The sequence below is a fragment of the Mesorhizobium salmacidum (SeqCode) genome (assembly GCF_037179605.1).
Classification (GTDB): Bacteria; Pseudomonadota; Alphaproteobacteria; order Rhizobiales; family Rhizobiaceae; genus Mesorhizobium; species Mesorhizobium salmacidum.
Genome location: NZ_JAPYKS010000006.1, coordinates 200,074 through 218,749 on the forward strand (window position 1 = coordinate 200,074; position 18,676 = coordinate 218,749).

Here is an 18,676-nt window from a genome sequence, read left to right on the forward strand (position 1 = left end):
GAAAAACCTTGTCAGGGGTCTTCGGTTGGCCCAACCGTGCCATGATCGACCGTCAGGAACTGCGCCCGGCCATGCAGGCTGGAAAACAGCGCCGCATCGGTTCCCGTCATGAAAGCCTGGCAGTTCAGTTCCTGCAGGATCGAGAACAGTGCCGCGCGGCGACCGGCATCGAGGTGCGCCGCGATCTCGTCGAGCAGCAGGATCGGCGTCAGGCCGGACATTTCGCCGGTCAGCCGGGCATGCGACAGCACGATACCGACCAGCAGTGCCTTCTGTTCGCCGGTCGAGCAAAGTTCGGCCGGCATGGCCTTGGGCCGGTGCCGGACCACGAGGTCCGAGCGGTGCGGGCCCTCGAGGGTGCGTCCGGCGGCACGGTCACGGTCTCGGCCATCGGCAAGCGCCCGTCGGAACCGCTCCTCGACATCGACTGCCGGTGCATTGGCAATCTCGGCCTCCAGGTCACCCGAAAGTCCGATATCGGCCTGCGGAAATGGCCCCGTGTCGGGCAGCCTGCCGATCATGGCGGCCAGCAGCCGCACCATTTCGGCGCGCGCCGCGGCGATCGCCACGCCGGTCTCCGCCATCTGCGTCTCTATCGCCTCGAACCAGTCGGCATCGCGTGAGCCTTCCGTCAGCAAACGGTTACGGCCCCGCATCGCCTTCTCGTAGTCGAGCGCACGCTGGCCGTGTCCGGGATCGATCGCCAGCACCAGCCGGTCGAGAAAGCGCCGGCGATCCGCGGCCGGTCCGGTGAACAACGAATCCATCGCCGGCGTCAGCCACACGACCCGCAGCCACTCCAGCATGTCCTCGGCCCGGGCGGCGGCTCCGTTTATACGCACCCGCCTGCCGCTCTCCGCCGTGTCGCCTCCGGAAATGCCGGTGCCGATCTCGACCTCGCCGTCAGGTCCGTCGAGCCGCGCATGCAGGGCAAAGCCGCCATCGCCACCCTCACGGGCCACATCTCCGTAAGGCGCGCGGCGCAAGCCGCGCCCCGGGGTCAAAAAGGAGATCGCTTCGAGGAGATTGGTCTTGCCGGCACCATTGTCGCCGGAAAAGACCACGGCGCCCGGAGCAAAATCTATCGCCAGGCTTGTGTAGTTGCGAAAATTGGTAAGCGTAAGCTTACTTATGTGGGTTTGTGCCGGCAACCGCTATCCGCCTGTGGAAGTCACCGCAACCAATATCCGCCGCCGGCCGTATCGTCAGGCGACGCCGGCTATACTCGCATCGGCATCAGCACGTAAAGCGCGGTCTCGTCGGCCATGTCGTGGATCAGCGTTGGCGAACCGGCATCGGCCAGCATGAATTTGGCTTCCGTGCCGGTCAGTTGCGCGGCGACATCGAGCAGATATTTCGCATTGAAGCCGATCTCGATCGGGTCGGACGAATAGTCTGCAGCCAATTCTTCCGTGGCGCTGCCTGAATCCGGATTGTTGACGGCAAGCGTCACCTGGCCTTCGCTGATCGAGAGCTTCACCGCGCGGCCGCGTTCGGAAGAGATGGTCGAGACGCGGTCGACCGCGGCAGCGAAGCTCTGGCGGTCGAGGATCAGCTTCTTGTCGTTGCCGGTCGGAATGACCCGCTGATAGTCCGGGAAGGTGCCGTCGATCAGCTTCGAGGTCAGGACGACGCTGCCGATGGTGAAGCGGATCTTGGTGTCGGACAGTTCGGTGGTCACGGCGACATCCGGATCGTCGACCAGCTTCTGCAACTCACTCACCGTCTTGCGCGGAATGATGATGCCCGGCATGCCCTCCGAACCCGCCGGGGCGTCGATCTCGGCGCGCGCCAGGCGATGGCCGTCGGTTGCCACCGAGCGCAGCTTCAGCTTGCCACCGACTTCATGCGTGTGCAGGTAGATACCATTGAGATAGTAGCGCGTCTCCTCGGTGGAGATGGCGAACTGCGTCTTCTCGATCAGGCCCTTCAACGCCACCGCATCGAGACGGAAAATATGCGAGAAGGATCCCGCCGAAAGCTCGGGAAAGTCGGATTGCGGCAGGCACTGCAGGCGGAAGCTGGAGCGGCCCGACGTAACCGTCATGGCGTTGCCGTCCTCATCCGTCTTCAGCATCACCTCGGCGCCGTCTGAAAGCTTGCGCACGATGTCATAGAGCAAGTGCGCGGGGACTGTCGTCGCGCCGCCGCGCTCGACCTTGGCGGGCGTCGCTTCCGTCACCTCCAGGTCGAGGTCGGTGGCCTTCATTTCGAGGCTGGCGCCTTCGGCGCTGAGCAGCACGTTGGACAGGATCGGTATGGTGTTGCGCCGTTCGACCACGCGGTGGACGTGGTTGAGCGACTTCAGGAGATTTGACCGTTCCAGGATAACACGCATGACGAAACAGGCTCGCTTGAATGAATGAACGGGTCTCCGGCTACCGGCGCCCCGCAAAAGGTCTGAACAGGCTTCAGAATCTACGCAAACTGACAGGAAAAAACCAGTGAGCGCAAGCCCGCGCCACCGGTTCGGGCCGGTTACGCGGGCTTTCTGGGGATAAAGCTGGCCAACCCTGCAAGCGGGCCGTTCTGGCCGGTCAGGCCTGGTCGTTGATCAGCCTTCTCAGCAATTCCAGTTCCTGCGCCAGCGTGTTGTCATTGCCGGACAGGTCCTCGATCTTGCGCACGGCGTGCAGCACCGTCGTGTGGTCGCGGCCGCCGAAACGCCGCCCGATCTCCGGCAGCGAGCGCGGCGTCATCACCTTCGACAGGTACATGGCGACCTGCCGCGGCTTGACTATGGTGCGCGTGCGCCGGTTGGACAGCAATTCCGTCTTCGAGACGTTGTAGTGGCGCGCGACGATGCGCTGGATGTCCTCGATGCGCACCCGCTTCGGCTCGCCCGTGCGATAGATATGGCCGAGGATCTCGTCGATGCGGTCGATGGTGATCTGCGGCTCGAACGACTGGCGAAACAAGAGCTGGTTGAAGGCGCCTTCCAGTTCACGTCCGCTACCGGTCACGGTGCGGGCAACGTGGTTGAGGATCTCTTCGGAAATGTCGAGCGATGCATCGTCGATCCTGGCTGTGGCCAGGCGCAGTTTGAGCATGCCGAGCCGCATGGCGAAATCGGGTGCCGACATTTCGAGCGCGACGCCGCCATTGAGGCGCGAACGGACCCGCGGCTCGAGCGATTCCAGCTCCGACGGTGGCCGGTCGGCCGCGACGACGACCTGCTTGGCGCTGTCGAGCAGCATGTTGATCAGATGGCAGAATTCATGCTGGATCGACTTGCCCTGCAGGAACTGCATGTCGTCGATGATCAGGAGGTCGATGTCGCGCAGCTGCTCCTTGAGCGTCAATGCGTTGTTGTCGCGGATCGCCGTGGCGAAGCGCCACATGAAATACTCGGCGGTGAGATAGACGACGCGCGACTTCGGGTTCTGCTTCAGCGATTCCGCGGCGATGGCTTGCAAGAGGTGCGTCTTGCCGAGCCCGACGGTGGCATGCAGGAAAAGCGGATTGAAGCGCACCGCGCTCGACTGAGATTCCGCCACGGCCTTGGCGGCGGCGAAGGCGACGCGGTTCGAGGGCCCTTCGATGAAGGAGCCGAACGTGTAACGCGGATCAAGCGGTGATCCCAGCACATTGTGGCGGAACTCGCTCTCGACCGGCACGCCCGGACGCGGCACGGGAGACCGCTCCACCCTGCCTGGGCTGACCGTGCCGGCAGCCAGCGCCGTCTGCGTCTGCCGCGTCATCTTGCGCGCCGGCGCCAATTCCGGTTCGGGCTGGCTGCGCCCCTGACGGGTCGCGGTGCGCACGATGATCTCGATCTTGAGAAGCTCGGGATCCTCGTGCTTCCACAGCTCGGAAATGAGATCGTGATAGTGGCCGTTGATCCACGAGCGCAGGAACGCGGTGGGCACGGAGATGCGGACAATGCCCTTGGAAGCTTCCGCGACCTTCATGCGGCCGAACCAGCTGGAATAGACTTCGGTTCCCAGGCGCGCCTTCAACTGGGCCTTGACCCGGTCGAACTTCTGTTCCGCGTCGCTGGAGACCGCCATCTCGTTTGCTCCGATCAAAGTTCCAGGAAATGGGAGGTCGCCCGTAAGCTCCCTTTCGATGCCGCTCTGCATGATCGAGTTCCTTGCCTTTCTGTACCCGTTTTTCGCTGGGGATGCGCCTCCTGCACCCTTTTTCCAGCGACCGTGTCTTCGCTACGATGCCCGTTGCCGCCGCCGGCAATGAACGTCGCCCACCATCGAAGGGAACCGGTGCCGGCTCATGAAAGCCAGCCCGCGTTGGGTATGTCAGGGCAATACAACACCGTCCGGCGAAAGAGCGCCGGCGCGCCGTCCTACCTGCCATGTCTAGTTACGCCAGTCCCCTACCGTATCGAAAAAGAGCAAACCATACCCGTCCGCGGACTTGATCCGCGTCGCAAATCCCGCCAATTTAAGCTGGCCGCGTCAGGCTGGGTTAAGGGCCAGAGGCCCGTCTCCTTCGATAGATCGACATTACCGAAATCGCTGTGGATAGGGCAAGGCCACGTCTAACGGATTTTTAAGGAATCTGGTTACCTCGGGCGGGTTGGAGCGCCACGCCGCAGTGCTGTATTTTGACAAAGCCATTGTGATTCAAACCCTTTTCCGACGAATATGAAAAAGCCGGACCGGCGCGAAATTTTCTGAAATAATTCACTTGACAGCCAGTTGTCCTCCCGTCCCTTCGGCGCGTTGTGGACAAGCTGTGGATGACCGTCGCTAAACATTTGAAAAGTATCGCTTATTTCTGATGGATATGGTTTTTAAAGTCGACGCTTTTCAAGCGTTCCGATCATCAGCGGGCATGAATGTGCCGGCAAACCATTTCAAACTGTGGACGCTGCATTTGCAGTTGTTTCCGGCTATTCTTTTTAAGTACTTGCCGGCAAACGAAAAAACCCGGCGTGATCGGCCGGGTTCGAAGAAGATCGTTCTGAGAAGGCGATGTCAGGCTGACAGCACCTTGAGGCGCTGGGCGAGGCGCGACACCTTGCGGGACGCCGTGTTCTTGTGGATCACGCCTTTGGTCGCGGCGCGCATCAATTCCGGCTCGGCAGCCTTGAAGGCGGCCTGTGCTGCGGCCTTGTCGCCCGAGGCAAGTGCCTCCTCGACCTGGCGGACGTAGGTGCGGACGCGCGAGCGGCGGTTCTTGTTGATCGCCGCGCGGCGGGCGATCTTGCGCGTTGCCTTTTTGGCCGAGGATGTGTTGGCCATGATGCCTCTCTTCTGGTCTGGTCGGCGCACGCGGCGTGCCGCAGGGCGCAAAAAACAAACGGGCAGCCACGGGGCCGCCTCGGTTGGTGCGGCTTATAGTTCAGCTTTTCCGGCGCGTCAACGCCGCCTGGCGTTCTTTTTGGCCGATGCCACGGGTTTCGGTCGCTGACCCCCGACGCCCTACCGGTTGGTGAAATTCGGCTTCCGCTTTTCGGCGAACGCCGCCATGCCTTCCTTCTGGTCTTCGAGCGCGAAAAGCGAATGGAACAGGCGGCGTTCGAAGCGCAATCCTTCGGCAAGCGTCGTCTCATAAGCCCGGTTGACGGCTTCCTTGGCCATCATCACCGACGGCAGTGAGAAATCGGCGATTTTGGCCGCCGCCTTGACGGCCTCCTCGACCAGCTCGCCGGCCGGAACGATCCGCGACACAAGGCCCGAACGTTCGGCCTCGGCGGCATCCATCATCCGTCCGGTCAGGCACATGTCCATCGCTTTCGATTTACCGACGAACCGGGTCAGGCGTTGCGACCCGCCCATGCCGGGAATGACACCGAGCGTGATCTCCGGCTGGCCGAATTTGGCCGTGTCGGCGGCAATGATGAAATCGCACATCATCGCCAGTTCGCACCCGCCACCGAGCGCATAGCCGGCCACCGCCGCTATGATCGGCTTTCGCGCCCGCGTGAACTCTTCCCAGCCGACGAAGAAGTCCTGGCTGTAGGCATCCGCATAGGAGATTGCCTGCATCTCCTTGATATCGGCACCCGCGGCAAAGGCCTTGTCGGAGCCGGTAACAACCATGGCGCCGATGCCAGGATCGGCGCAGAAAACATTCACGGCTGCGACAAGTTCGGCGAGGATCTGGGAATTCAATGCGTTGAGCGCCTTTGGCCGGTTCAGCGTGATCAGTCCGACCTTACCGCGCATCTCGGTGATGATCGTCTCATAGGCCATTGGCTGTTCCTCCTTGCTCGACACCGGTCTAGCTCACGTCTGACAGGTCCGGCAATAGAAGGTCGAGCGTCCGCTCTGCACGATACGTTCGACATGGCCGCCGCAGCCATGCTTGGGGCAAGGCTCACCCTCGCGGTCGTAGACGGCGAAGGAATGCTGGAAATAACCCAGCGATCCATCAGTGTGCATATAGTCGCGCAGTGAAGACCCGCCGGCCGCGATGGCATCTGATACGACCGAGCGGATCGCCTCGGCGAGGCGTTCGCTTTGTTCCCTGGCCTTCTTGCCTGGCCTGCCGATGGTGCCAGCCTCACGTAGCGGTGACAGGCCGGCGCGCCAGAGCGCCTCCGAGACATATATATTGCCTAAGCCGGCGATCAGCCTTTGGTCGAGAAGCGCTGCCTTGAGCGGCGATCTGCGGCCTTTCAGCAACGAGGCAAGCAGAACGCCGTCCAGCGCATTGCCGGTGGGTTCGACGCCCAGTCCGGCGAGCATCGGATGCGTCTCCGGCGGCTCTTGCGCAAACAGCATGAAACCGAAGCGGCGCGGATCGTTGAAGATCACACGTGACCGCCCGCCGGCGGCGGAAACGACATGGAACACGACATGATCGTGTGCCGCGCTCTTCGAGCGCTCATGGTGGAACACGCCAGGTGTCTCGTCGTCGTTGCCGGTCTCGATGCGAAAGGAGCCGGACATGCCGAGATGGCAGATCAGCACCGGACCGCCCAGCATATGCATGGTCAGATATTTGGCCCGCCGTCCAAGCGCCGTGATCGTCCTGCCGGTCAGCCGCTCCGAAAACCGTTCGGGGAAGGGGAACCGCAGGTCGGGCCGTCTCATCTCGACCTCGGCCAGGTGGGCACCTTCCAGGACCGGCCGCAGACCGCGCCGGACCGTTTCGACTTCGGGTAATTCAGGCATGGCCGCCAATCGAGGCATAAAAGGATATGCCGTTGCGGCCGCGCGTCAGCGCAAGATGTTCGGCAACGGTCTCGCCGATATCGGCAAATGTCGCCCTAAGCCCTATGTCGCCGCCTTTGAGGCCGGGTCCAGTGCCGATGACCGGAATGCGTTCACGCGTATGGTCGGTGCCGCGCCAGGTCGGATCGTTGCCGTGATCGGCGGTCAGGATGAGAAGGTCGCCCTGCTTCAGCTTCGCGAAGGCCTCCGGCAGTCTCCGGTCGAAGGCCTCGAGCGCGGCGGCATAACCGGCGACGTCGCGGCGATGGCCGAATTCGGTATCGAAATCGACGAAATTGGCGAAGACGAGGTCGCCGTCGGTGGCCTCGTCCATCGCGATCAGCGCCTGGTCGAACATGGCCATGTTGCCCGCGGCCTTGCGGACTTGCGAGATCCCGCGATGGGCGAAGATGTCGCCGATCTTGCCGACGGCGACGACGCGGCTGCCGCGCGCCGTCAGCCGGTCGAGCAATGTCGGCTCGGGTGGCGGCACGGCGTAGTCGTGGCGATTGTAGGTTCGCTCGAACGTGGCTGATGTTTCGCCGACGAAGGGGCGCGCGATCACCCGTCCGATCCTCAGCGGGTCGACCAGCCGGCGCACCACCTGACACAATTCATAGAGCCGCTCCAGGCCGAAATGGACCTCATGCGCGGCGATCTGCAGGACGGAATCGACCGACGTGTAGCAAATCGGCTTGCCGGTGCGGATATGTTCCTCGCCGAACCGCGCGATGATCTCGGTACCTGGCGCATGGCAATTGCCGAGAATGCCGGGCACCTTGCCCTCGTGGATGATCGCCTCGGTCAGGTCGGCCGGGAAGGCGGGAACCGTGTCCGGGAAATAACCCCAGTCGAAGCGCACCGGCAGGCCTGCGATCTCCCAATGGCCGGAAGGCGTGTCCTTGCCGCTCGAAATCTCTTGCGCCGCGCCGTGGAAGGCATTGGCGAGCAGGTCCGTCCCGAAATGCGTAAACCCCAGTCCTGTCGCGGTCTCGGCCGCCTTGCCAAGTCCCAGCGATGCCATATGGGGGACGAACAGCGGTCCCTGACGAAGCCCTTCGCGATCCGCGCGCCCTTCGGCGCAGGCTTCGGCGATGTGCGCCAGCGTGTTGGCGCCGGCATCTCCATAGCTTTCAGCGTCGGCCGCGCCGCCGATGCCGAAGGAATCCAGGACGAAGAGGAAAGCACGCGCCATCGGGTTATTTGTTGCCAGTGTGGATACCCAGACATAGGGTTCCGCGGCGGCCTTGGCAATTCGGAAACCAAACGGCAACGGCTTGGCGCGATAGTCATGTCGCCCAAAAGTGCGCAGCGGTTTTGGGGATAACGACATGACAGGCTAGGGATCCATGTCGCCCCAATGTGCCTGGCGGTCTTGGCAACGAGATTCACACAACGATCAGGTGTTGTGACGAGGGATCCATGGACGGAACAAGAGGCGGGACGGTCCTGTCGACTGCGCTCAAGGCATGGACCGCCTTGATCGCTGTAAACGCGTTCTGGTGTGAACCGGCGTGGGCAGACTGGCGCGATGATATAGGTACATTTCGTATCGGCATCGTCGCCGAGCCCGGCGCCGGCAACACCGTTCCGGGGCTGTCGGTGTTGACGCAAGCCTTTACCAATGCGCTCGGCATGAAGGTCGAGTTCGTCGTTGCCCGCGATTATGCGGCACTGATCGAGGGACAGGCCAATGCACGGATCGAATACGCCATCTATTCGGCGACCGCCTACGCCACGGCGCTGCAGCGCTGCGGATGCATCGAGCCGCTCGTGGCTCCGGTCGATTCCGACGGTGTGGCCGGCATCCGCTCGGTACTGCTGACCAGGGATGGCAAACTGCGCGGCTTGGCCGATATGGAGACCCACCGGGTCGCCATATCGCCGCCTGATAGCGTCGGCGGTTCTCTTTTGCCCTTGGCGGGGTTGGCTGCCGAACACGTCGAGATCGCCGAAGATGCACGGTTTCTTGTCCATGCCCCTTCGGCGTCGGCGGCCGAAACCACGCTCGTCGATGGCGAGGCCGACGCCATGTTCGGCTGGGTGAGGGCAGCGGCCGACGGCCAGCCGCAGCTGTCAGGGGGCACGCAGGCAAGGCTCGAGGCATCAGGCCTTTCGGCGTCGGCCCTTCAGGTTGTGTGGACGTCGGGTCTGCTGCGATACGGTCCCATGCGGTGCGCAGCGATCTCGATCCGGAAGCCAAGCGTCGGCTGACCGTGTTCCTCACCAACCTCAAATCAACGACGCCGGATGTCTACGATCTTCTGGAATCGAAGCATGCCGGCGGCTTTATGCCCGTGGTTTCAAAAGATTATGCCACGGCGGAGGCCATCGTGCGCCTGGTGTCGGTCGATGGTGGGCGGCGATAAGGTCTTCAGCAGTCGCCGCAAGGAATCGTGACGCTCCTGCGGGGGCGCAGATAATAGGTTTCGCCCATCGGGATCGCCGTTGTGAGAGATTGGGTCATTCCAAGCTTCTGCTGGCTGTCCGTCGTCCAGCCGATGATCGGCAAATAGTTGAGATTGCTCTCGACGCGGATGAGGAAGGTGCCGGCGACCTTGAGCGTTGCCGGAACCGTGGTCGCGGTGCCGGCGGTGGCTCCGACGCCGTTCACACCGTTGACCACCTTGCGCGACCACACCACCAGCACCCTCGGCGTGGCATCGGTGGTGACCTGTATGGCCGTGATGGTGATGTCCGGCGTCGAGCGGTTGTAGGGTTGAAGGGTTACGCTGCCGATCTTCATAATGGCATCGAGGTCCGCCTTGACGATGCTCGGCTGTTGCGTCACGAGATCGGCGACCATGCTGCCGACACGGCTGACCTTCTTGCTTGTCTCGATGGCCTGCGAAGCCTCCAAGGTCATGAAATACATGACCAGCAGGATAGGCGCGATAAGCGCGAACTCGACCGCCGCGACGCCGCGGCGATTGGACCAGAACCTGACCGATTTGGCCCAGAGCCCTGCAATTCCCAGATGTGCCCCCGCACGCATCATACTCGTTGCCTTTTTTCTTGTTGGTGCTTGCGTGATAGTCTCAATTGTCGAACGGCTCGTTCTGCCAGGTCACTGAAGCGAAATGCAGGGTTTTGTTACCCCCCATCGACTGCGCCATCAGGTCGGTCATGATCGGCCATTTGTAAAAGACCCGCAGCATGTTCTTTGATTCCGCCGCACCCGCCGTGACGGTAAAGGGCACATCGGCGCCGCTGTTCGTCAGCTTGATGTCACCGCCCTGAATCCTGAAGCCGGCCAAAGCCGCGTCGGCGAACGCCGTATACTGGCGAAGATCGACGCTCAACTGATTGGGACAATCCTGGGAAACGATGATTTCCAGCTTGTCGCAGATCATGTTCTTCAAACTATCTCCGGCGATGTCGGCGGCCCTTAACTGGCCGGTGCGCAGCCGGCGTGCGACATCGTCCGTGATGTTGGCCATCACCTCCTGGCTGGCAAACGAGATGCAGCTTTCGAGGATGGCGAACACCAGGAGTGCGAACGGCATTGCAAGCAGCGCGAACTCCAGCGCCGTGCTGCCGCGCCGGTCGCGCACGAAGCGCCTGAAAGATCTGGTGCGCTCCATCTTGTGCTGATCTGTCGAGCTGAATTCCATGCTCATGCGATGTTCCTGCCATCCCTGGACGGTGCTGACAGGTCTACTAGCGCAAACCAATTGAGGTCCGGTTTGAATGATCGTTAAAGTCGGCGCGGGCGTTTTAACCAGGCGGTAACCTGGGCCAGGGCGCACTCCGTGCAGCCTATTTGCTGAGGTTCATCTCGGCTTCGGACGATTTCTCCGCCTCGCTCTTGTAGGAGCTTTCGCAATAGGGCGTGCACGACATGGTCTGGACATCCGCGCGCCGGTAAATGCGAACCGACGAGGCTGCCTGGCGGACCACGGTAATCTGTGCGTCGACGATCGGGCTGCCGTCCGGGTCGAGAACGACGAGATTGGTGACACCGAAACCCTTGCCGGTGAGTACGATCGTCGAGGCATCCTGGACGGAAGCGTCGGCGATTGCCGGGTTACCCACGACGATGGTATCGGCGGGGCGCGACAGTTTCACGATCTTGGCCTGATTCATGGTGACCTCGATGTCGGCGCCAGCCCTGGCGGGCGTAATCAAGCTGGCGGCGACAAGAAGCGCGGCAATCAGGATTGAGGATTTCGGCACGGCCATCAAGGCGCTCCACGCAAGCGGACTGTTCAACGGAACATGAACGAGATTGGTGAACCAACGGTTAAGTCGGCTTGCCGCCGCCGGATGTAGCGGTCGGCATGGCTACCCGCATGGCCCGATGCGCGCAGGGCCCGCAAGCTTCCGCAAGCCCTTGCCTTTTACGGCGTTGACCCGCGAAACGGAATATTAGCCAGCGCTTAGTGTAGAGTTAACCACGCACTCGGCTCGAGCCGGGAAAGGAATCGGTAAGGCTGTTTATTAAGCCGATTGAAAGAGCTTCTCCCTAGATTGCCAGCATCCGATCAACCATCACAGAAGTTGACGGAAGTGCTGTAACACGTGGAGTAGGAGCTCTCGAATGTCTAATCTCATCGCACGTTTCGTGAAGGACGAATCCGGCGCGACCGCCATCGAATATGGTCTGATCGCCGCTCTCATCGCGCTCGCCATCATCACCGGCGCCGGCGCGCTCGGCAATGCAATCAATGCCAAGTTTACCACTATCGGTACCGCGATGAACACCGCAGGCAGCGGCAGCTGATCTGTCGTATTGCTGAACACCCAGACTGCATTCTGAACAAGGGCCGCCGCGTTGCGGCCCTTGTTCTATGCCGCTGCCAATACCAGTCGTCTTTTCGTTCCGGGCCTCATCAATCGTTAATCGAACATGCCTAGATTGAGCCCCGTGGAATCCGACAATAGGCATAGCCTCGATGCTTGAAGCCCTGATCTTCGTCGTCTTTCCGTTCTGCATGCTGTTTGCAGCGATCTCCGACATGCTGTCGATGACGATCGCCAATCGCGTGCCGGTGCTGCTTGTCGCCGTCTTCGCGCTGGTGGCGCCGCTGACGGGCATGGAATGGGCGGTTTACGGCTGGCATTTCGCCGCCGGCGCCATTGTCTTGGCCGTGACATTCGGTCTGTTCGCCTTGGGTGGCATGGGCGGTGGCGACGCCAAGCTGCTGGCCGCCACGGCCGTGTGGATGGGGCTCAACGTCCATCTCGTCGAATATCTTGTCGCTTCGACAATCATCGGCGGCCTTCTGACAATCGCGATCCTGTTTTACCGGAAATCGCCTCTGGCGATGTTCACCGGACGCAATCCATTCCTGCGTCATTTTGCGGAAGAATCAGCCGGTGTTCCCTACGGGATCGCGCTCGGCCTGGGAGGCCTGCTGACCTATCCCGATTCCCCCTTGATGGTGTGGGCGCTGGCAAGGCTGGCGAGCTGAATTCATTAAATTTTCGTCGGCCGACATGCCTTGCACGTCGGCTTTGCGGAGCGGCCGCCCAGCATTTCCGCGCCTCACGGCGCGATCCATTCTAATTTATATAAACCTTAAATTAATCACGATCGTAAGCATTGCATTAACCTTGTTTTGACGATTGCCGCTGCAAAGTCCGGCTTGGCTAGGTTGGTTTGCCAAGGGCGAGGGTTCGGACAGATGCCAGCATCCCGATTGATTATTCTGAGCGTGGCGGTGGCCGCGGCGGGCGGTGCTGGCTATGTTGCGAAAAACATGGTCGCTCCGCCGCCTCAGGTCGTCGTCGATTCTGGCCCCCAGGCCCCCGCGGTGGCCCTGCAGGACGTGCTTGTGCTCTCGGGCGATGTCGCAATGGGCAACGCGCTCGAGAACAACATAAGCTGGCAATCCTGGCCTGCTGACGGCATCAACGCGAATTTCATCACCAAGGCCACAGCTCCCGATGCCCTGGAGAAGCTGAAAGGGTCGATTGCCCGTGTGCCGATGTATGCCGGCGAGCCCGTAAGGCGCTCCAAGCTGATCGGCGAGGGACAAAGCTTCATGTCGTCCATCCTGCCGTCCGGCATGCGGGCGGTCGCAACGACGATATCGGCGGACACTTCGGCCGGCGGCTTCATCCTTCCCAACGATTTCGTCGACGTCATCATGACCCGCAGGGCCGATGCCAACACCGGGGCCGGATTCAGCACCGAGACCATCCTGAAGAATATCCGCGTCCTGGCAATCGACCAGACCATCCAGGAAGACGAGGAAGGCAAGAAGACCAGGGTGGGCCAGACCGCCACGCTGGAGCTGACACCCAAACAGGCGGAGATCATCACCGTCGCCCAACAGATGGCGGATCGCCTGACGCTGGCGCTGCGGGCGATCACGGACACCCAGGAAAAGAATGTGGACGAGGCCGACTATCTCGTTTCCGGCAATGGCCGCCGGGGAACGGTGAGGCTGATCAAGTCGGGCGAAGTCTCCGAAGTAGGGGCAAGGAAATGAGGCTAAGCGCTAAACTGCCGGCAATCGTGGCCATGGCACTCGGCCTTTTGCTCGTCGGAGCGAATGTGCAGGGCGTCGAGGCGAAGAGCACGAAAGTGTCGGCCACGACAGCCACCCAGCGCGTCAAGCTTGGCCTCAACAAGTCGGTGGTCATAGACCTGCCGAGCGATGCCTACGACATTCTTGTCGCCAATCCCTCCGTTGCCGATGCGGTGACCCGCACCGCAAGGCGTATCTACCTCTTCGGCAAGGCGGTCGGCGAAACCAACATCTTCGTCTTTGGGCCGAACGGCGAACAGATCGCCAGCCTGGACCTGTCCATCGAGCGCGACGTCGCCGGCCTGGAGGATTATATCAAGCGCTTCATTCCGACCTCGGCCGTCAAGGTGGAACTTCTAAATGACAACGTGGTTCTGACCGGCACCGTGGATACACCCTTGGATGCTAAGCGCGCCGAACAGCTGGCAAATATGTTTGTGTCCGGCGGTGAAGCGACGACGGGACAATATTCGCAGACCGCCGCCGGCGGCTCGGCCCAGAGCGGTGTCGACATCAACAACCCGGACCAGGAGCGCCGCGTCAGCCAAATCGTCAATCTGCTGCAGATCATCGGAGACGATCAGGTCACGCTGAAGGTGACGGTGGCCGAAGTCAGCCGCTCCGTGATGAAGCAGCTTGGCGTCAACATGGTCGGCAGCGGCGGCAGCAACGGCATCAGCTATGGAGCGATCAGCGACAATTTCAACGGCCTCGGCAAGCAATTGTCGAATTCGGGCTTCACAATCGGCGCCTCGGGGTTGCAGGCCTATGTCAACGCCATGGAACAGTCCGGGGTCATGAAGACGCTGGCCGAGCCGACCCTGACCGCCGTATCTGGTGAGAAGGCGACGTTCAAGGTGGGTGGCGAATACAACATGGTGACCGGCGTCACCGCGAACGTATCAACCGACAACCAGACCGGCCTGAAGAACTATACCATCGACAAGATCGAATATGGTATCGGCCTGGAATTCCAGCCGGTGGTGCTGTCTCCCGGCCGCATCAGCCTGAAAGTCAGAACGTCGGTTTCCGAGCCGACAACCGAAGGATCCGTTTCGCTGTCCTCGGGTGTGACGAGTCCCGGCACGAATGTCCTGTCGCTGCGCAAGCGTCTTGCCGATACGACCGTGGAATTACCCTCCGGCGGCTCCATGATGATCGCTGGCCTAGTTCGCGACGATGTCAGGCAGGCCGTCAACGGCTTGCCCGGGCTGACGAAGATCCCCGTCCTTGGCGCACTCTTCCGCAGCAGGGATTTCGTGCGCAACGAGACCGAGCTCGTCATCATCATCACGCCCTATCTGGTGAAACCCGTGGCGCGCAATGATCTCGCCAAGCCGGACGACAATTTCAACCCTCCGAGCGACGGCGCCGGCATGTTCCTTGGGCGTGTCAATCGCGTCTACGGCACCATGCAGACCGACAGGCCCAATGGCCGCTATCACGGCGTTGTCGGCTTCATCTACAAGTGAACGGGAAAGCAGACATGTCTCAGTCAGCATTGAAGGCAAGGACCATGGCGATGCGCTCCGGCCGTTCTCGGATAAGCCTGCGAGCCCTTCCGATCATGGCGGTGGCGGTATCGGCTCTGCTGGCCGGTTGTGCCCACCGCGACAGCATTACCGTCGGCGCCATCCCCGACGACTATCGCACCAATCATCCGATCGTCATCGCGGAGAAGAACCAGAAGATCGATCTTCCTGTCGGCGCCGGCGACCGCGGCATGACCGGCTCGCAGCGCGACACGCTCCTGGGTTTCCTCGACGGCTATGACAAGAGTGCCGCTCCGGCATTGACGATCCAGATTCCAAGCGGATCGGCCAACGAAGTCGCCGCGACGGCTGCCGGCCGCGATTTCGCCCGGCTCGCGGTCGCCGCCGGCATCAAGCGCGACCGGATCGTCGTGGTCTCCTATCAGGCTGGATCGAGCGAGGCATCAGCCCCGGTTCGCGTCTCCTACATCGCGGTGAGGGCACAGACCGACAAATGCGGACGGTGGCCCGCCGACCTGGTGGAAACGTCGGAAAACAAGCACTACGCCGATTTCGGCTGCTCCTATCAGAACAATCTTGCCGCCCAGATGGCCAATCCAGGCGATCTTCTCGGGCCGCGTAAGTCTACCACCATTGATGCGGCAAATCGCAGCAAAGCCATCGGTGTCTACCAAGACAGGGGCATTTCGGATGAATTCCTCGGCAACTCGGAAGTGACTTACTAAGCCGCCCTCGGAAAGAAGCGACGCCACGAACAGGCCACGGAAAAGAGCATGACCATGAGCAACCTTGCCTACGACGCCACTGTCGAGGGTGATACCTCGCCGCAGGACGTCGCCGCGATGCAGGCGTTGCGGCCGGTTCCGCGCATTTCGATCCAGGCATTCTGTGAGACGGAGGGCGTTGCCAATCCGGTCCAGCGCGCCGGCGAGGACCGCCGCATGACCAAGGCGCACCTCAAGGTCCATATGGGCGGCGTTCCCACCGCCATCGAGTTCTACCAGTCGGCGCCGACACCGAACCTGATCCTGCTGGAATCGCGCAGCGAACCCAAGCAGCTGCTGGAGCAACTCGCCCAGCTCTCGGAATACTGCGATCCATCCTCGAAAGTGGTGGTGATCGGTCACTACAATGATGTTGGCCTCTATCGCGAACTCATCCGCTCCGGCATCTCCGAATATGTCATCGCGCCGGTGTCGATGGCCGACATCGTCAGCGTCGTGTCGTCGATCTTTGTCGATCCGGAAGCTGAACCGCTCGGCCGCTCGGTCGCCTTCGTCGGCGCCAAGGGCGGCGTCGGCTCTTCCACGATCGCCCACAATGTTGCCTGGGCAATGTCCTCTCTGTTCAAATCCGAGGTCGTTGTGGCCGACCTCGATCTCGCCTTCGGCACCGCCAACATCAATTTCGATCAGGATCCGGCCCAGGGCATCGCCGAGGCCGTGTTCTCGCCCGAGCGTATCGACGAAGTCTATCTCGACCGGCTGCTGACCCAATGCGCCGAGCATCTGTCGCTGCTCGCGGCGCCCTCGACGCTGGAACGCGTCTACGATTTCGATCCCGACGCCTTCGCGCAGCTTGTCGATACCGCGCAGCGCAGCGTGCCGATCCTTGTGCTCGATGTTCCCCATGTCTGGACGGGATGGGCCAAGAACACGCTGGTCAAGGCCGACGAGGTCGTCATCACGGCAACGCCGGAACTGGCCAATCTGCGCAACACCAAGAACCTGGTCGACATGTTGAAGCGGCTTCGCCCGAACGACCCGCCGCCGAAATTGATCATCAACCAGGCCGGCGTGCCGAAGCGGCCGGAGATATCGTCATCCGATTTCGCCGAGCCGCTCGGCCTGACACCGATGTCGGTCATCGGCTTTGATCCCTTGCTGTTCGGCAATGCCGCAAACAACGGACGCATGCTGGGCGAGATGGATGCCAAGAACCCGGTTGTGGCCACCATCAACGAGATTGCTCATGTGCTGACCGGCCGCAGCGAAATCAGAGCGAAAAAGAAGGCTGGCCTGGGCAGTCTGCTCGGCAAGCTCTCGCGCAACAAGAAGTGACGCAATGGGGTCAGTAGTCGGTCATGTTCGGTAAAAGAGGCAACGACGACGGCAATCGGTTCACGCCGGAATTTCGCCAGCCGGCACCGGTTGCGCCGGCCGCCACGGTCTCGGCGGACACCGCGGTTCTTGCCCGGCCCGCGGCCACGCCTCAGCCGAGCGCGCCTGTCGCGCCACCGGCCCGGCGCGCGGTCGAGGCGCCGCCGATGGCGCCGGAACCGAGGAAAGGCCGCGAAAAGAGCGAAACCTACTACGATACCAAGAGCCAGGTTTTCTCGGCCCTCATCGATACGATCGACCTGTCGCAACTCGCCAAGCTCGATCCCGAAAGCGCCCGCGAGGAAATCCGCGACATCGTCAACGATATCATCGCGATCAAGAACTTCGCGATGTCGATCGCTGAGCAGGAAGAACTGCTCGAGGACATCTGCAATGACGTGCTCGGCTATGGGCCGCTCGAGCCGTTGCTCGCGCGCGACGACATCGCCGACATCATGGTCAACGGGTCCAAGAACGTCTACATCGAAGTCAACGGCAAGGTCGAACAGACCAACATCCGCTTCCGCGACAACCAGCAGCTGCTCAACATCTGCCAGCGCATCGTCAGCCAGGTCGGCCGCCGCGTCGACGAATCCAGCCCGATCTGCGACGCCCGTCTTCCCGACGGGTCGCGCGTCAACGTCATTGCGCCGCCGCTGGCCATCGACGGCACCGCGCTCACCATCCGCAAATTCAAGAAGGACAAGCTGACGCTCGACCAACTGGTCAAGTTCGGCGCCATCTCTCCGCAAGGGGCCGAAGTTCTCAAGATCATCGGCCGTGTCCGCTGCAACATCGTCATCTCGGGCGGCACCGGCTCCGGCAAGACGACATTGCTCAACTGCCTGACCAACTACATCGACCGTGATGAGCGCGTCATCACCTGCGAGGACTCGGCCGAACTGCAACTGCAGCAGCCGCATGTCGTGCGCCTGGAAACGCGTCCGCCCAACCTTGAGGGCGAGGGCGAGGTGACGATGCGCGACCTGGTCAAGAACTGCCTGCGCATGCGTCCCGAACGCATCATCGTCGGCGAAGTGCGCGGACCCGAGGTCTTCGACCTCCTGCAGGCGATGAATACCGGCCATGACGGCTCGATGGGAACGATCCACTCCAACAGCCCGCGCGAATGCCTGAACCGTATCGAGTCGATGATCGCCATGGGCGGCTATTCGCTGCCGCAGAAAACCGTGCGCGAAATCGTCGTCGGCTCCATCGACGTGATCATCCAGGCGGCGCGCCTGCGCGATGGATCGCGCCGCATTACCCACATCACCGAAGTGATCGGGATGGAGGGCGACGTCATCATCACGCAGGATATTGTCCTCTATAACATCAAGGGCGAGGACGCCAACGGCAGGCTGCTGGGTGAACACGTCTCGACCGGCATCGGCCGCCCCCATTTCTGGGAGCGGGCCCGATACTATGGCGAGGAGCAGCGTCTCGCCACAGCGCTCGAGGCTATGGAGAAACGTGCTGACTGACGC

Annotated in this window: 17 protein-coding genes and 1 pseudogene; 8 read left to right on the forward strand and 10 right to left on the reverse strand. The window is 61.8% G+C overall.

Features of this window, described 5'->3' with window-relative positions; all coding sequences use genetic code 11:
* Window positions 1-11 precede the first annotated feature (11 nt).
* The 7 genes from recF to O7A60_RS10715 form a co-directional block, all read right to left on the reverse strand.
* Window positions 12-1,151: a DNA replication/repair protein RecF gene (recF, locus tag O7A60_RS10685; RefSeq protein WP_337106213.1), complete on the reverse strand. Its 1,140-nt coding sequence runs from the start codon at window positions 1,149-1,151 to the stop codon at window positions 12-14.
* Between the two features lie 68 nt (window positions 1,152-1,219).
* Entirely contained in the window at window positions 1,220-2,338 is a 1,119-nt protein-coding gene (gene dnaN, locus O7A60_RS10690; RefSeq protein ID WP_027142016.1) for a DNA polymerase III subunit beta, read from the reverse strand.
* A 199-nt stretch (window positions 2,339-2,537) separates the two neighbouring features.
* On the reverse strand, window positions 2,538-4,082 hold the full coding sequence (gene dnaA, locus O7A60_RS10695; protein ID WP_027142015.1) for a chromosomal replication initiator protein DnaA: 1,545 nt from the start codon (window positions 4,080-4,082) through the stop codon (window positions 2,538-2,540).
* An 855-nt stretch (window positions 4,083-4,937) separates the two neighbouring features.
* On the reverse strand, window positions 4,938-5,204 hold the full coding sequence (rpsT, locus tag O7A60_RS10700) for a 30S ribosomal protein S20 (RefSeq protein ID WP_027026587.1): 267 nt from the start codon (window positions 5,202-5,204) through the stop codon (window positions 4,938-4,940).
* A gap of 180 nt (window positions 5,205-5,384) precedes the next feature.
* Window positions 5,385-6,158 carry an enoyl-CoA hydratase gene (locus tag O7A60_RS10705; RefSeq protein WP_337106215.1) on the reverse strand — a complete coding sequence of 258 codons (774 nt, stop codon included), beginning with the start codon at window positions 6,156-6,158 and terminating at the stop codon, window positions 5,385-5,387.
* Window positions 6,159-6,191: 33 nt separating this feature from the next.
* Window positions 6,192-7,082 carry a bifunctional DNA-formamidopyrimidine glycosylase/DNA-(apurinic or apyrimidinic site) lyase gene (mutM, locus tag O7A60_RS10710; RefSeq protein ID WP_337106216.1) on the reverse strand — a complete coding sequence of 297 codons (891 nt, stop codon included), beginning with the start codon at window positions 7,080-7,082 and terminating at the stop codon, window positions 6,192-6,194.
* Window positions 7,075-8,316, reverse strand: a complete 1,242-nt coding sequence (locus O7A60_RS10715; protein WP_337106217.1) for a phosphopentomutase — start codon at window positions 8,314-8,316, stop codon at window positions 7,075-7,077. Before O7A60_RS10715 ends, mutM begins: the two co-directional genes overlap by 8 nt.
* A 254-nt stretch (window positions 8,317-8,570) precedes the next feature.
* Here O7A60_RS10715 and O7A60_RS10720 point away from each other — a divergent pair.
* Window positions 8,571-9,490: pseudogene (locus O7A60_RS10720) on the forward strand (phosphate/phosphite/phosphonate ABC transporter substrate-binding protein).
* A 5-nt stretch (window positions 9,491-9,495) separates the two neighbouring features.
* Here the strand turns inward: O7A60_RS10720 and O7A60_RS10725 are convergent.
* The 3 genes from O7A60_RS10725 to O7A60_RS10735 form a co-directional block, all read right to left on the reverse strand.
* Entirely contained in the window at window positions 9,496-10,119 is a 624-nt protein-coding gene (locus tag O7A60_RS10725; RefSeq protein WP_337106218.1) for a TadE/TadG family type IV pilus assembly protein, read from the reverse strand.
* Window positions 10,120-10,159: 40 nt separating this feature from the next.
* Window positions 10,160-10,741 (reverse strand): TadE/TadG family type IV pilus assembly protein, encoded by a 582-nt coding sequence (locus O7A60_RS10730; RefSeq protein WP_337106281.1) that lies wholly within the window; start codon window positions 10,739-10,741, stop codon window positions 10,160-10,162.
* A 139-nt stretch (window positions 10,742-10,880) separates the two neighbouring features.
* Entirely contained in the window at window positions 10,881-11,303 is a 423-nt protein-coding gene (locus tag O7A60_RS10735; protein ID WP_337106219.1) for a pilus assembly protein N-terminal domain-containing protein, read from the reverse strand.
* 358 nt (window positions 11,304-11,661) lie between these two features.
* Here O7A60_RS10735 and O7A60_RS10740 point away from each other — a divergent pair, with 358 nt between their 5' ends.
* The 7 genes from O7A60_RS10740 (at window position 11,662) to O7A60_RS10770 (ending at window position 18,673) form a co-directional block, all read left to right on the forward strand.
* The gene (locus tag O7A60_RS10740) at window positions 11,662-11,844 is read left to right on the forward strand and encodes a Flp family type IVb pilin (RefSeq protein ID WP_140507625.1); all 183 of its coding nucleotides are present in this window, start codon (window positions 11,662-11,664) and stop codon (window positions 11,842-11,844) included.
* A gap of 172 nt (window positions 11,845-12,016) precedes the next feature.
* Window positions 12,017-12,535 (forward strand): A24 family peptidase, encoded by a 519-nt coding sequence (locus O7A60_RS10745; protein ID WP_337106220.1) that lies wholly within the window; start codon window positions 12,017-12,019, stop codon window positions 12,533-12,535.
* A gap of 213 nt (window positions 12,536-12,748) precedes the next feature.
* Window positions 12,749-13,558, forward strand: a complete 810-nt coding sequence (gene cpaB, locus O7A60_RS10750; RefSeq protein ID WP_337106221.1) for a Flp pilus assembly protein CpaB — start codon at window positions 12,749-12,751, stop codon at window positions 13,556-13,558.
* Window positions 13,555-15,069 carry a type II and III secretion system protein family protein gene (locus tag O7A60_RS10755; RefSeq protein ID WP_337106222.1) on the forward strand — a complete coding sequence of 505 codons (1,515 nt, stop codon included), beginning with the start codon at window positions 13,555-13,557 and terminating at the stop codon, window positions 15,067-15,069. The genes cpaB and O7A60_RS10755 overlap by 4 nt, the downstream gene beginning before the upstream one ends.
* 14 nt (window positions 15,070-15,083) lie before the next feature.
* On the forward strand, window positions 15,084-15,815 hold the full coding sequence (locus O7A60_RS10760) for a CpaD family pilus assembly protein (RefSeq protein ID WP_337106223.1): 732 nt from the start codon (window positions 15,084-15,086) through the stop codon (window positions 15,813-15,815).
* A 48-nt stretch (window positions 15,816-15,863) separates the two neighbouring features.
* On the forward strand, window positions 15,864-17,150 hold the full coding sequence (locus tag O7A60_RS10765) for an AAA family ATPase (protein WP_415926815.1): 1,287 nt from the start codon (window positions 15,864-15,866) through the stop codon (window positions 17,148-17,150).
* Window positions 17,151-17,173: 23 nt separating this feature from the next.
* Window positions 17,174-18,673, forward strand: coding sequence for an ATPase, T2SS/T4P/T4SS family (locus O7A60_RS10770; protein WP_337106224.1), 1,500 nt, complete (start codon window positions 17,174-17,176; stop codon window positions 18,671-18,673).
* The last annotated feature ends 3 nt before the right edge of the window (window positions 18,674-18,676 follow it).